Below are 13,438 nucleotides of genomic sequence, written 5' to 3'. Positions count from 1 at the left end.
GGGGTTGCGGTCTCCGGAGAGGCGGTAGAGCAGCGCCTGGTCCTCGCGGGTGGATCTCAGAACGGTCCGGTCGGGGGCCCGGGTCGCATCGACCGAGGCCTTCATGCCCGCACGCGCCCGCATGCCCGACACGGAACCGGCCGCCCGTCAGCCGCACCGGGCCACCCGCGCCGCCACGGCCCACCGAGCGGCCGGGGCCCCGGCGCCGGCCCCCGCGGGCGCAGCCCGGGCCTCCTGAGGGCCCGCCCGCGACCGCCCGGACCGACACGTCTGTCCGCGCCCTCGCCTGAGGCCCGGAACGCGGATCCAGGTGTGCGGGAAATCTCGAGTTCCCGAGCACCAGACACCCGAGCACCAGACACCCGACCGCCAGGCCTTGTGCCGCCACTCGGCGGGCAACGACCGCCATGCCCCCGTGCCGCCCGAACGGCGGCCGCCGAACCCGCCGCGCCGAGGCGCCCGGCGGGCGCAGGGTGCCGGGCCGCCCCAGCACCAGGCACGGCCTGCCACCGTCTCGTCGTCCGCCCGGCCGCCCGGCCGCCCGGCCGAGACGCTCAGGTGCCGCGCCGCCGCGTACAGGCCCGGCACCGCCCGGATCGGCGTGGCGTCGCCGCTCCGCGCCGCCTGCTCCACCAGCCACAGTGGTTCCGGCCGCTCCATGAGCGGGCCACGGCTCCGGCGTGAACCGGAACGCACCTGATCAGACCCGCGCAACCCGCATCATTCGGGCGGCGGTGTCGTTGGCCCTGATGTGCACACATACGACCCCGCCGCCCGTCGGCCGTACCAGAGTCCGATTCCCGCCATGCGCACCCCGCAGGACCTGGCGGTGAGCAGTGGCAGTGGTTCCTCCGCCACGCCGATCTACGACGCGCTGTACGCGGAGTACCGCAGGCAGTTCCGGGCTCTGCCGGGCGACCGCAGCGGCGAGGAGGATCTCGGCTTCACGGCGTTCGCGCCCTTCGGCGGCGGGTCGCGGCACTCCTCCGGCTGGCAGGTCGTCGCACGGCGGGAGCGGCCCGCGCTCCCGCCCGCCCCTCGCCGGGGTCAGTAGCCCCGCCCGGCGGCCGTGCCACGGACCGGCCGGGCCACGCCGACCCCGCGCGGCCCGGTGCGGGCCCCGCGCGGGCCGGATGCGCTACTTCTTGCGGCCGCGCTTCTCGCGCACCCGCACCGACATGTGGATCGGAGTCCCCTCGAAGCCGAACTCCTCCCGCAGCCGGCGCTCGATGAAGCGGCGGTAGCCGGCCTCCAGGAAGCCGGAGGCGAAGAGCACGAACCGGGGCGGCCTGGTGCCCGCCTGGGTGCCGAAGAGGATGCGGGGCTGCTTGCCGCCGCGGATCGGGTGCGGGTGGGCGGCGACCAGTTCGCCGAGGAAGGCGTTGAGACGGCCCGTGGGGATACGGGTCTCCCAGCCGGCCAGCGCGGTCTCGATGGCCGGGACCAGCTTCTCCATATGCCGGCCGGTGCGGGCCGACACATTGACGCGGGGCGCCCAGGAGACCTGGCCGAGCTCCGTCTCGATCTCCCGCTCCAGGTAGTAGCGGCGCTCCTCGTCGAGGGTGTCCCACTTGTTGAAGGCGAGGACGATCGCGCGGCCCGCGTCCACGGCCATGGTGAGGATGCGCTGGTCCTGGACGCTGATGGAGTCGCTCGCGTCGATCAGTACGACGGCGACCTCGGCCTTCTCGACGGCGGCCGCGGTGCGCAACGAGGCGTAGTAGTCCGCGCCCTCCTGGAGGTGGACCCGCTTGCGGATGCCGGCGGTGTCGACGAACTTCCAGGTCACGCCGCCGAGTTCGATGAGCTCGTCGACCGGGTCGCGGGTGGTGCCGGCCAGTTCGTCGACGACGACCCGCTCCTCACCCGCGACCCTGTTCAGCAGGGAGGACTTGCCGACGTTGGGACGGCCGATCAGAGCGATACGACGCGGCCCGCCGACAGCGGTGCCGAAGGTCTGGGCGGGTGCCTCGGGCAGTGCCTTGAGGACCTCGTCCAGCAGGTCGCCCGTACCGCGGCCGTGCAGGGCCGAGACGGGGAAGGGCTCGCCGAGGCCGAGGGACCACAGCATCGCGGCGTCGGCCTCGCCGCTGGGGCCGTCGACCTTGTTGGCGGCGAGCACGACGGGCTTCCCGGCCCGGCGCAGCAGCTTGACGACGGCCTCGTCGGTGTCGGTGGGGCCGACGGTGGCGTCCACGACGAAGACGACCGCGTCGGCGGCCTCGATGGCGAACTCGGCCTGGGCGGCGACGGAGGCGTCGATGCCGAGGACGTCCTGCTCCCAGCCGCCGGTGTCGACGACCTTGAAGCGGCGGCCCGCCCACTCGGCCTCGTAGGTCACGCGGTCGCGGGTGACGCCCGGCCTGTCCTCGACGACCGCCTCGCGGCGGCCGATGAAGCGGTTCACCAGAGTCGACTTGCCGACATTGGGGCGGCCGACGACGGCGAGGACGGGAAGCGGGCCGTGCCCGGCCTCCTCGATCGCGCCCTCGACCTCCTCGGCGTCGAAGCCCTCTTCGGCGGCGAGCTCCATGAACTCCGCATACTCGGTGTCACCGAGCGCTCCGTGGTCCTGCTGGTCGTTCATGAAGTCCGTACCTCTGTCGTTCATCGTGGTCGGTGGACCGCGCGTCCCGCGGTCCACTACTCAAGTCTGGCCTAGCGACCGGTCAGGTGCCTGGCCGTTTTCAGGTGGTCGGTCAGCCGTTCCTGGATGCGCACCGTGGCCTCGTCCAGCGCCTTGCGGGTGCGCCGCCCCGAGCCGTCCCCGGCCTCGAACGGGTCGCCGAAGACGACGTCGATGCGGCTGCGCAGCGGCGGCAGCGCCTTGATCAGCCGTCCCTGGCGGTCGGTGCTGCCCAGCACCGCCACCGGGACGATCGGGGCCCCGGAGCGCAGTGCGAAGTACGCGAGCCCGGTGCGCAGCGAGGCGAACTCGCCCTCGCCCCGGGTGCCTTCGGGGAAGATACCGAGGACGCCACCGTGCTCGAGCACGGACATCGCCTGGGTGACGGCGGTGCGGTCGGTGCCCGAGCGGTCGACCTTCAACTGGCCCGTGGCGCGCATGAACGGGTCGAGCGGGCCGACCCACGCCTCCTTCTTGACCAGGAAGTGCGAGGGGCGGGGTGCCGTACCGATGATCATCGGGCCGTCGAGGGCGTGCGCGTGGTTGCCCGCGAGGATCACCGGGCCCGTCGCGGGCACCCGCCAGGCGCCCAGCACGCGCGGCCTCCACAGCCCGTACATCAGGCCGATGCCGATGCGGTGGCCGACCGCGGCGCCCCGCTGGGTCGGCACGGCCGGGACGGCCTGGGGAGCAGGGGTCACTTCGCCGCCTTCTCCCGGCCCTCGGCCGCGCCGCGCCGTTCCTCGACGAGCGTCACGACGCACTCGATGACCTGGTCCAGAGTCAGTTCCGTGGTGTCCACCTCGACCGCGTCGCCGGCCTTGGCCAGCGGCGAGGTCTTGCGGCCGGAGTCGGCGGCGTCCCGCTTGATCAGCGCCTCCCTGGTGGCGGCGAGGTCCGTCGCCTCCTTGCCCTTCAGCTCTCCGCTGCGGCGGGCGGCGCGCGCCTCCGCGGAAGCGGTGAGGAAGATCTTCAGGTCGGCGTCCGGCAGGACGGTCGTCCCGATGTCGCGGCCCTCGACCACGATGCCCTGCACGGCGGCGGCCGCGATGGCGCGCTGCAGTGCCGTGATGCGGGCCCGCACCTCGGGCACCGCGCTGACCGCGCTGACCCTGGAGGTGACCTCCTTGGTGCGGATCGGGCCGGAGACGTCCGTGCCGTCGACGGTGATCGTCGGGGACGACGGGTCGGTCCCGGAGACGATCTCGGGCTTGTCGGCGACGGCGGCGATCGCTGCGGGGTCCGTTATGTCGACCTCGTTGTTGATCATCCACCAGGTGATCGCCCGGTACTGGGCGCCGGTGTCCAGGTAGTTCAGGCCGAGCTTGGCGGCCACCGCCTTGGACGTGCTGGACTTCCCCGTGCCGGAGGGGCCGTCGATCGCGACGATCACAGTCGCCGGGGCGGTCCGGTCGGCAGTTTCCACGGTGACAGACACCTTCCTCGAGCACGGGGTGGGAGCGGGCGGGACGCGCTGCCGCGCCCGGCGGGGCGCCGATCCGCCCCGCACAAGGTTACTGGCTCCGGGAGGCCGTCCTCACTGCCGGACCGGGCGGCCTTCACTGCCGGATCGACCAGCCCCTCTCACGCAGTGCCGCGATGAGGGTGGGAGCGACGCGCGGCTCGACCATGATCTGGCACAGACCGGCCTGCTGACCGGTGGCGTGCTCGATCCTGACGTCCTCGATGTTGACCCCGGCGCGGCCCGCGTCGGCGAAGATCCGCGCCAGTTCGCCGGGCTGGTCGCTGATGAGCACCGCCACGATCTCGTACTGCGTCGGGGCGGCACCGTGCTTGCCCGGTACCCGTGATTGCCCGCTGTTGCCGCGGCGCAGCATCCGCTCGATGCCGCCGGCGCCCTCGCGGCGTTTCTCCTCGTCGGCGGACTGCAGGGCGCGCAGCGCCTCGACGGTCTCCTCCAGGTCGCCGGCGACGGCGGCGAGGACGTCGGCGACGGGGCCGGGGTTGGCGGAGAGGATGTCGATCCACATCCGGGGGTCGGAGGCCGCGATGCGCGTGACGTCGCGGATGCCCTGGCCGCAGAGCCGTACCGAGGTGTCGTCGGCGTCCTCCAGGCGGGCCGCGACCATGCTGGAGATCAGGTGCGGGGTGTGCGAGACGAGGGCGACGGCGCGGTCGTGCGCGTCGGCGTCCATGACGACCGGTACGGCGCGGCAGAGCGCGACCAGTTCCAGGGCGAGGTTGAGTACCTCGGTGTCGGTGTTCCCGGCGGGGGTGAGGACCCAGGGGCGGCCCTCGAAGAGGTCGGCGGTGGCGGCGAGCGGGCCCGAGCGCTCCCGGCCGGACATCGGATGGGTGCCGAGGTAGCGGCTCAGGTCGACACCCATCGCCTCCAACTCGCGCCGCGGGCCGCCCTTGACGCTGGCGACGTCGATGCAGGCGCGGCCGAGCCCGGCGCGCAGGGCCTCGGCGACGGTCTCAGCCACACGGGCCGGCGGTACGGCGACGACGACGAGGTCGACGGGGCCCTCGGGCCTGTCGTCCGTGCCGGCGCCGAGGGCGGCGGCCGTGCGGGCCTGCTCAGGGTCGTGGTCGCTGAGGTGGACGGTGACCCCGCGTCCGGCGAGGGCGAGGGCGGCCGAGGTGCCGATCAGCCCGGTCCCGATGACGAGTGCGGTTCTCACTGGGCGATGTCCTTGCGGAGTGCGGCTGCGGCGCCGAGGTACACGTGGGTGATCTGCGGCTTGGTGAGTTCCGTCTCCACGTGCGCCATGATCCGTACGACGCGCGGCATGGCGCCCTCGATGTCGAGTTCCTGGGCGCAGATGAGCGGTACGTCGACGATGCCGAGCTTGCGGGCGGCGGCGGCCGGGAAGTCGCTGTGCAGGTCGGGGGTGGCCGTGAACCACACGCTGATCAGGTCGTCGGCGGTCAGCCCGTTGCGGTCGAGCACGGCGGTGAGCAGTCCGCTGACCCGCTCGTCCATGTGCCCGGCCTCGTCCCGCTCCAGCTGGACCGCCCCGCGGACCGCTCGTACCGCCACGTCGTGCTCCTCGTTGTTCCGTCGCCCGGGCGGGCCGGGACCGTCCCGGCCCCGGAACCCGCCTTACCCGGCCCTGCCGGGTCGTCTGCCGGTGCCTGCTCCGATCAGCGTAGTCAGCTTCGGGCCGCCGGGGCGGGGACGACCGCCCCGCGAGACGGCCGGCGGGGATGCCGGCCGGCGCCGCTGCCAGGAGGTTCCGGGTACCGGCGGCGACCGCGGCGGGGCGGGCGGGGGGCGCACGGCCGGTTCGCGCCCGGCGGCCGCCGCCGTCGCGGTCGGCCTCGGCGTGTACGGCAGGTTGCACGACCCCGAGGGCACGGCCTTCAATCTGGCCGGCTTCTCCAGCAGCGGTGCCGTCAAGTCCTGGCTGGCCACCTCCGCCTTCGCCCTCGCCGTGGTGCAGCTGCTGTCCGCGGCGGCGATGTACGGGCGGCTGCCCGGCGTACGGGCCCCTTCCCGGACCCCCGCGCTGCACCGCTGGTCGGGCCGGATCGCTTTCCTGCTGTCGGTACCCGTCGCCGTGCACTGCCTGTACGCGCTCGGCTACCAGAGCCACGAACCGAGAGTGCTGTGGCACTCGCTGCTCGGCTGCTTCTCCTTCGGGGCGTTCAGCGCCAAGATGCTGCTGCTCCGTACGGACCGCATCCCCGGCGGGCTGCTTCCCGTCGTGGGCGGGCTGGTGTTCGCGGCGCTCACGGTGATCTGGTGGACGTCCGCCCTGTGGTTCTTCCGGACCTTCGGGGTGACGGCATGAGCACCTCCCGCCGGACGACGTCCCGGCGTACCGTACTGGCGGCGGGCGCCGGCGCCGCGGCGCCGGCGGGCTGCGCGAAGTACGGCGGCGGGGACGGTGCCGGGGCCCCGCCCGGGCCGGCGGAGTCCGGAGGTGCCGGGTCCGGGGACGGGGGCGGGCCGCGCGGCGAGGCGCTGGCGAGGACCTCCGACATCCCCGTGGGCGGCGGAACCATCAACTGCCCCTGCCACAACAGCAGGTTCAGGGCGGAGGACGGCTCCGTCGCCGGCGGCCCGGCACCCGGGCCCCTGGCGGCCCGCCGGATCGAGGTCGAAAGTGATTCGATCCGCCTGCTCTGACCCGGCACAATCGGCCGCCATGCGCCCCTGCGACCTCCCCGTCCTCTCCGACCCCCTGGACCTCGTGCGCCACCACACCGTCTACTCGTGTGTGATGGGCTCGCGCGCCTTCGGCCTCGCCACCGAGGACAGCGACACCGATGTACGGGGTGTCTTCGTGGCACCGACACCGATGTTCTGGCGCTTCGACAAGCCGCCCACGCATGTGGACGGCCCCGCTCCCGAGCAGTTCTCCTGGGAGCTGGAACGCTTCCTCTCGCTGGCCCTGCGCGCCAATCCCAATGTGCTGGAGTGCCTGCACTCCCCACTCGTCGGGCACGCCGACGGGACCGGCCGCGAACTGCTGTCCCTGCGTGAGGCGTTCCTGTCCCGCCAGGTCCACGAGACCTTCGCCCGCTACGCCCTCGGCCAGCGCAGGAAGCTGGAGGCGGACGTACGCCGGCACGGCGCACCGCGCTGGAAGCACGCGATGCACCTGCTGCGCCTGCTGACCACCTGCCGCAACCTGCTGCGCACCGGCATCCTCGTCCTCGACGTGGGTCCCGAGCGCGACCGGCTGCTCGCGGTGAAACGGGGCGAGGTCCCGTGGTCCGGCGTGGAGTCCTGGATGAACCGTCTCGCAGCCGAGGCGGACGCGGCGGCGGGTCTCGGTGTCCTTCCCGAGCAGCCGGACCGCGCCCGCGTCGAGGACTTCCTCGCCCGCGTGCGCCGTTCGTCCGCCCTTCGCGGCTGAGCGCTCGCGGCCGTGGGCTCGCGACCGTGCGGCACGTCAGGTGCCGGTCCCTCGCAGGCGGACGCGTACGACGAAGTCGTGCAGGGCCTCGCGCCCGGCGGCGGCCTCCGGCAGCGGGGAGGCCGCCTGCGCCTCGTCGAGGGCCGCGTGCAGGGCCTCGACGTCCCGGCGCACGCGCTCGGCGCCGAGTTCCGCCGGGCCGTGCTCCGTCTCCGCCTTGGCCGCGACCAGCTCCGGCAGATACGCCGGTGCCTCCCGCAGGTGTCCCGCGAGCGTCGGCAGGTGTGCCTGGAGCTCGCCGGACCGCATGAGGTGGATGCCGGTCAGCAGCACGCGGAACGTGTAGAGGAGCGGCTTGAGTTCGCCGCACTTCTCGAAGAGCCGCCACTGCGTGGTGGCGAATCCGCGGTAGTGGTGTGCGTGGTGCCGGGTGAGCACGCCGGGCGCGAGCGCGGCCAGTTCGCGGTGCGCCCCGGTGGAGTGCACCACGAGCGGGGACAGCAGTTGCTCCAGCACATAGCCGTTGCGGCGCAGCATCAGTGTCACGAACTTGCGCAGGTCGTGCGTGACCAGGTCCATCTCGACGCCGTCCCGTTCCCACATCCGGGTCCGGGTCTCCTCGGGCTCGTGCAGCCCGATCAACTGGGCCACGGGCAGCAGGTGGACGCCGCGCAGGTCCACGTCGGAGTCGCGGGACGGGAAGCCGTACAAGTGAGCGCCGGAGACGGTCGCGAACAGCAGCGGGTCGCGTTCCGCGGCGATGACCGGTGCGAGGTCGACGCCGGGCAGCCCGGCCTCCGCGAGTACGTGGGCGGGCACGGGCGCAGGGGCCGGCGCGGGCGCGGTCCCGGGCGCGGTCTCGGGCATGTCCGTCATCGCTCACACGTCCCAGAGGGCGCCCAGCGCCAGCAGTTCCCCGCGGTACTCGATGCGCTCGGCCCAGTCCCGCGGCCAGGCCGACGCGCCGAGGTGGGCGCCCGCGAAGGCGCCGGCCAGGCAGGCGATGGAGTCCGAGTCGCCGGAGGTGCAGGCGGCGCGGCGCAGGGCGGTGACGGGCTCCTCGGGGAAGAGGAGGAAGCAGAGGAGGCCGGTGGCGAGTGCCTCCTCGGCGATCCAGCCCTCACCGGTGGCGAGGCAGGGATCGGTCTCCGGGGAGGGGTCGCGCAGGGCGGCGGCCAGCCGGTCCAGGGCGGCCAGGCAGTCGTCCCAGCCGCGCCTGATGAAGCCGAGGGCGGTAGGGGGCTCCCCGCCGCGGGCAGGGGAAGGGTCCTGGGCGCGCCGCCAGAGGTCGCCGAGCCACTGCTCGTGGTAGCGGTCGCGGTTGTCGAGGGCGTACGAGCGGAGCAGCCCGACGAGCCCGGTGGGTTCGGTGCCCTCGGCCAGCAGGCGCACGGCGTGCGCGGTGAGGTCGCTCGCGGCCAGGGCGGTGGGGTGTCCGTGGGTGAGTGCCGACTGCAACTGAGCGGCGCCCGCGCGTTGTTCGTCGGTGAGCCCGGGCACGAGCCCGACCGGCGCGACCCGCATGTTGGCCCCGCAGCCCTTGGAGCCGGTCTGGCTGGCCTCCGCCCAGGGACGGCCCTCCCGGCTCAGCCGCTCGCAGGCGACCATGCAGGTACGGCCGGGGGCCCGGTTGTTGTCCGGGGAGCGCCACCACTCGACGTACTCGTCACGGACCGGACGCGCCAGCCGCTCCGGGGTGAGGGGCCCGCTTTCCATGGCTGTGCGTATACCCCGCCCCAGGGCGAGGGTCATCTGGGTGTCGTCGGTGACGAAGGCGGGCTCCGGCAGCTCCATCCCCCGCCAGGGCCCGCACTTGGCGAGGATCGACGGTACGTCGTTGAACTCGGTGGGGAACCCGAGCGCGTCGCCGAGCGCGAGTCCGGTCAGTGCTCCGGTGGCGGCCCGCTTCGCTTCGCCCGCGCCGCGGGCAGGGGTCGCATGGGTCGCTGGTGCGTTCACGGCGTACGTCCTTCGGGTCGCAGGAGAGGCGGGTGCAGGGAGGTGGCCGGGCCCGCGCGGTAGAGGGCGGCGGGCTTGCCGCGGCCCCCGGTGCGGCGCGGCGGGCCTTCGACGGGCACGACGAAGCCGGGCGTGGCGAGCACCTTCCGCCGGAAGTTGGGGCGGTCCAGGACGGTGTCCCAGACGGTCTCGTACACCCGCTGGAGCTCGCCGAGGGTGAACTCGGCCGGGCAGAAGGAGGTGGCGAGGCAGCTGTACTCCAGCTTGGCACCGACCCGGCGGCGGGCGTCGGCGAGGATCCGGTCGTGGTCGAAGGCGAGCGGCACCGGCGCCGCGAGGGGCAGCCAGCGTGCCTGCGCGGCGTCGCTGCCGCCGTGCGGCTCGGGCAGGCCGGGCACCAGCGCGGTGAAGGCGACGGAGACCACCCGCATCCTGGGGTCGCGGTCCGGGTCGCTGTAGGTGCGCAGTTGTTCCAGGTGGAGCGCGCTCACGTCGTCGTCGCCCAGGCCGGTCTCCTCGGCGAGTTCGCGGCGTGCCGCCTCCTCCGCCGATTCCCGGGGCCGGAGGAAACCGCCCGGCAGTGCCCACTGTCCGGCGTACGGCTCCTGGCCGCGTTCGACGAGCAGCACATGCAGCCGGCGGTCCCTGATGGTGAAGACGGCCAGGTCGACGGTCACGGCGAAGGGCTCGAAGGCGTGCGGGTCATAGCCGGGGGGAGCGCTCCCAGGCATGTGCCTCCTCCCCCGGACGGTGCGGCGGTCTGGCCCACCCCCGTAGGTCCAGGCCGCCGCACCGGGCCTTCAATAGTCATATTGACTATAAAGGCTCGGGAGGGGGTGCACAAGCGCGAAAAAAGACCCGCGGCCGGAACCGTCCTCATGACGGAACCGGCCGCGGGCCGATTTGTGTTACACCCCTGCGCTCAGAGGCCGACTTCCTTCATCAGCATGCCCACCTCGGTGTTGGTGAGCCGCCGCAGCCACCCGGACTTCTGGTCGCCGAGAGCGATCGGCCCGAAGGAGGTCCGTACGAGCCGGTCGACCGGGAAGCCGGCCTCGGCCAGCATCCGGCGCACGATGTGCTTTCGGCCCTCGTGCAGCGTGACCTCGACCAGGTAGTTCTTGCCGGTGTTCTCGACCACCCGGAAGTGGTCGGCGCGCGCGTATCCGTCCTCCAGCTGGATGCCGTCCTTCAGCCGTTTGCCCAGATCGCGCGGCAGCGGTCCCTGGATGGCCGCGAGGTACGTCTTCTTCACCCCGTACTTGGGGTGCGTCAGGCGGTGGGACAGCTCGCCGTGGTTGGTGAGCAGGATGATGCCCTCGGTCTCCGTGTCGAGACGGCCGACGTGGAACAGACGGGTCTCACGGTTGGTGACGTAGTCACCGAGGCACTGGCGCCCGTCCGGGTCCTCCATCGTGGAGACGACACCCGCGGGCTTGTTGAGCGCGAAGAAGAGGTACGACTGGGTGGCGACCGTCAGGCCGTCGACCTTGATCTCGTCCTTCTCCGGGTCCACCCGCAGCCCCTGCTCGGTGACGATCCTGCCGTTCACCTCCACACGGGCCTGGTCGATCAGCTCCTCGCACGCCCGCCGCGATCCCATGCCGGCCCGGGCCAGCACCTTCTGCAGCCGCTCACCCTCCTGCTCGGCACCCGGGAAGGTCTTGGGGAGCTTGATCTGCGGCTTGTTGTGCCGCTCGCGGTTGCGCTCCTCGATCTGAGCCTCGTACTCACGGGGCCTGGCGGGGCCCCGGCCGCCCGTGCGGCCCGCGCCGCCGCGCCCGGGAGCGCCCGCCGACCTGCCCGAGGCCGGCCGGGGGCCTCCCTTGGCCCCGCCGCGGGCGGCGGCGCCCCGGCTCCCGCTCCCGCTCTTGCCCGGCTTGTCCTGCCGCTCCCCGGAGCCGCTCCCACCGACGTCGTAGCGGCGCTCCTCCGGACGGGGACGGCCCGCGCGCTTCTGCCGGTCGTCGCGCTGGTTGCCCGCGCCGCGGTCGTTCCGGTTCCCGCTGTTCCTGCCGCTACTGCCACTGCTTCGCATCAAGTGTCCGTCTGAGAGTCGTCGTCGCTGTCGTCATGGTCCGGAGCGTCCGGATCGAACGACGGCACCCCCTCCTGGGTCTCCGCCTCGATCGCCTCGGCCTCGGGGAGGAAGGGCGCCAGTTCGGGGAGTTCGTCCAGACCGCGCAGGCCCATCCGCTCCAGGAAGTAGTTCGTCGTCCTGTACAGGATCGCACCTGTTTCGGGTTCCGCGCCCGCCTCCTCGACCAGCCCGCGCTGCAGCAGCGTGCGCATCACGCCGTCGCAGTTGACTCCGCGGACCGCCGAGACCCGCGAACGGCTGACCGGCTGGCGGTACGCGACCACGGCCAGGGTCTCCAGCGCCGCCTGTGTGAGACGGGCCTGCTGCCCGTCCAGTACGAAGCCCTCGACGGCCTCGGCGTACTCGGGGCGGGTGTAGAACCGCCAGCCGCCCGCGACCAGCCGCAGGTCGAAGCCCCGGCCCTGCGAGGTGTAGTCGTCGGACAGCTCGCGCAGCGCCTTGCCGACCTCCCGTCGCGGCCGTTGGAGGATCTTCGCCAGGTGCTCCTCGGTCGCCGGCTCGTCGACGACCATCAGCACCGCCTCCAGAGCGGGCTTCAGCTCGAGACCGGCGATCGTGCTCGCCCCCGCGGGACTCTCCGCGCCGCCGCCGCTCATGCCTTCTCCTCCACCGGTTGCACCACCTGATCGAACTCGTCCGTGACGAGTTGCTCCGCGGCCGCGTCCGCGCCGCCGGACCAGCGCACCGTGAGCGTGCCCAGGGCCTCGTCCTGGTCCAGCGAGACCGCCTTCTCGCGGTACAGCTCCAGCAGCGCAAGGAACCGCGCCACGACGGTCAGCGTGTCCCGCGCGTCCTCGACGAGCTGCTGGAAGCTCGCCTCGCCCGCCTCCCGCAGCCGCGCCACCACGATCTCCGCCTGCTCGCGCACGCTGACGAGCGGGGCGTGGATGTGGTCGACGTACACCTGGGGCCTGGGCTTGGGCTGCATCGCCTTCACGGCCAGTTTCGCGAAGCCCTCGGCGCCGATGCTGATGACGACCTCGGGCAGCAGTTCGGCGTGCTGCGGCTCCAGGCCCACGGTGCGCGGGTACCGGCGGCTCTCGGCGTCCAGCCGCCTGGTGAAGATGTCCGCGATCTGCTTGTACGCGCGGTACTGGAGCAGCCGCGCGAACAGCAGGTCGCGCGCCTCCAGCAGCGCCAGGTCGGCCTCGTCCTCCACCTCGGCGGTCGGCAGCAGCCGCGCCGCCTTCAGGTCGAGCAGCGTCGCCGCCACGACGAGGAACTCCGTCGTCTGGTCGAGGTCCCAGTCCGGGCCCATGGCCCGGATGTGCGCCATGAACTCGTCGGTCACCTTCGACAGCGCCACCTCGGTGACGTCCAGCTTGTGCTTGGCGATCAACTGCAGCAGCAGGTCGAACGGCCCCTCGAAGTTCGCCAGCCGCACCGTGAACCGGCCGTCCCCCTCGGCGCCCTCCGCCGGCACGCCCTCGCCCGCATCCCGCACGTCCCGGCCGGAAGCGGCCTCCGACGGGGCAGGGCGTGCCCCGTCGTCACCGGCGCCGCCTCGCCCGGCCCCGCCGGCAGCCGTACGGCCCCGCGCAAGCCCCGAGGAGCCGCCCGGGTCCGGCTGCGCAACGCGCTCGGGGGCCACCGACCCGCCCTGGGCGACCGCGCCCGCACCCGCCGTGCTGCGCGAACCCGCCGCGCCGTCCTGCGCGGCCGCGGGGCCGTTCGGCTCGGCTGGCCCGCCGGCGCGCTGCGCGGCCGCGGAGCCGTGCGCCCCGGCCCGGTCTCCCGACCGCAGGCCGGACGCCGTCGAGGCCCCCGAGGAACCCGCCGGACGCTCGTCCCCGTGCGGCCCGGTCACCGACGCGGCACCCGCATCCGGCCGCTGCCCCAGCCGGAGCGACCCGCCCGCACCCGCCGTGCTGCGCGAACCCGCCGCGCCGTCCTGCGCAGCCGCGGCAGCACCCGGCCCGGCAG

Annotated in this window: 14 protein-coding genes and 1 pseudogene; 4 read left to right on the top strand and 11 right to left on the bottom strand. The window is 73.6% G+C overall.

All coding sequences use genetic code 11. The features are described 5' to 3' along the window. The first annotated feature begins 805 nt into the window (after positions 1-805). A complete protein-coding gene (locus GUY61_RS24455) occupies positions 806-1,054 on the top strand; it encodes a hypothetical protein (RefSeq protein WP_208106405.1) in 249 nt (82 codons plus the stop codon). 84 nt (positions 1,055-1,138) lie between these two features. Here the strand turns inward: GUY61_RS24455 and der are convergent, their stop codons facing one another. The 5 genes from der to aroH all read right to left on the bottom strand — a co-directional run bounded on the left by der (position 1,139) and on the right by aroH (position 5,630). Beyond that, entirely contained in the window at positions 1,139-2,587 is a 1,449-nt protein-coding gene (gene der / locus GUY61_RS24450; protein WP_166632402.1) for a ribosome biogenesis GTPase Der, read from the bottom strand. A gap of 71 nt (positions 2,588-2,658) precedes the next feature. Continuing rightward, positions 2,659-3,390: a lysophospholipid acyltransferase family protein gene (locus GUY61_RS24445; RefSeq protein ID WP_398956715.1), complete on the bottom strand. Its 732-nt coding sequence runs from the start codon at positions 3,388-3,390 to the stop codon at positions 2,659-2,661. Beyond that, complete coding sequence (gene cmk / locus GUY61_RS24440) at positions 3,324-4,052, bottom strand: (d)CMP kinase (RefSeq protein WP_166632398.1); 729 nt, start codon at positions 4,050-4,052, stop codon at positions 3,324-3,326. The genes GUY61_RS24445 and cmk overlap by 67 nt, the downstream gene beginning before the upstream one ends. A 133-nt stretch (positions 4,053-4,185) precedes the next feature. Beyond that, a complete protein-coding gene (locus GUY61_RS24435) occupies positions 4,186-5,271 on the bottom strand; it encodes a prephenate dehydrogenase (RefSeq protein ID WP_166632397.1) in 1,086 nt (361 codons plus the stop codon). Then, positions 5,268-5,630, bottom strand: coding sequence for a chorismate mutase (aroH, locus tag GUY61_RS24430; RefSeq protein WP_166632396.1), 363 nt, complete (start codon positions 5,628-5,630; stop codon positions 5,268-5,270). The genes GUY61_RS24435 and aroH overlap by 4 nt, the downstream gene beginning before the upstream one ends. Before the next feature lie 259 nt (positions 5,631-5,889). Here aroH and GUY61_RS24425 point away from each other — a divergent pair. The 3 genes and pseudogenes from GUY61_RS24425 to GUY61_RS24415 form a co-directional block, all read left to right on the top strand. Then, positions 5,890-6,384 (top strand): annotated as a pseudogene (locus tag GUY61_RS24425) (DUF6529 family protein); the annotation flags it as partial. Next, complete coding sequence (locus GUY61_RS24420) at positions 6,381-6,722, top strand: Rieske (2Fe-2S) protein (RefSeq protein WP_166632395.1); 342 nt, start codon at positions 6,381-6,383, stop codon at positions 6,720-6,722. The pseudogene GUY61_RS24425 and the gene GUY61_RS24420, both read left to right, overlap by 4 nt. A gap of 19 nt (positions 6,723-6,741) precedes the next feature. Next, positions 6,742-7,455 (top strand): DNA polymerase beta superfamily protein, encoded by a 714-nt coding sequence (locus GUY61_RS24415; protein ID WP_166632394.1) that lies wholly within the window; start codon positions 6,742-6,744, stop codon positions 7,453-7,455. Between the two features lie 36 nt (positions 7,456-7,491). Here the strand turns inward: GUY61_RS24415 and GUY61_RS24410 are convergent, their stop codons facing one another. The 6 genes from GUY61_RS24410 to GUY61_RS24385 form a co-directional block, all read right to left on the bottom strand. Continuing rightward, positions 7,492-8,322, bottom strand: a complete 831-nt coding sequence (locus GUY61_RS24410) for a DNA polymerase beta superfamily protein (RefSeq protein WP_166632401.1) — start codon at positions 8,320-8,322, stop codon at positions 7,492-7,494. Between the two features lie 12 nt (positions 8,323-8,334). Further along, positions 8,335-9,414, bottom strand: a complete 1,080-nt coding sequence (locus GUY61_RS24405; RefSeq protein ID WP_166632393.1) for an ADP-ribosylglycohydrolase family protein — start codon at positions 9,412-9,414, stop codon at positions 8,335-8,337. Further along, complete coding sequence (locus GUY61_RS24400; protein WP_166632392.1) at positions 9,411-10,145, bottom strand: NUDIX domain-containing protein; 735 nt, start codon at positions 10,143-10,145, stop codon at positions 9,411-9,413. The genes GUY61_RS24405 and GUY61_RS24400 overlap by 4 nt, the downstream gene beginning before the upstream one ends. Positions 10,146-10,336: 191 nt before the next feature. Next, positions 10,337-11,452, bottom strand: coding sequence for a pseudouridine synthase (locus GUY61_RS24395; RefSeq protein ID WP_166632391.1), 1,116 nt, complete (start codon positions 11,450-11,452; stop codon positions 10,337-10,339). Then, a complete protein-coding gene (gene scpB, locus GUY61_RS24390) occupies positions 11,452-12,111 on the bottom strand; it encodes an SMC-Scp complex subunit ScpB (RefSeq protein WP_166632390.1) in 660 nt (219 codons plus the stop codon). Before scpB ends, GUY61_RS24395 begins: the two co-directional genes overlap by 1 nt. Beyond that, on the bottom strand, positions 12,108-13,438 hold a 1,331-nt coding region (locus tag GUY61_RS24385; protein WP_398956709.1), incomplete at its 5' end, for a segregation and condensation protein A. The genes GUY61_RS24385 and scpB, both read right to left, overlap by 4 nt.

Origin of the sequence: Streptomyces sp. GC420 (genome assembly GCF_009916105.1) — a bacterium.
GTDB lineage: Bacteria > Actinomycetota > Actinomycetes > Streptomycetales > Streptomycetaceae > Streptomyces.
Note: the sequence above shows the minus strand (reverse complement) of the source record. Positions and strands in the feature narration are given on the sequence as shown.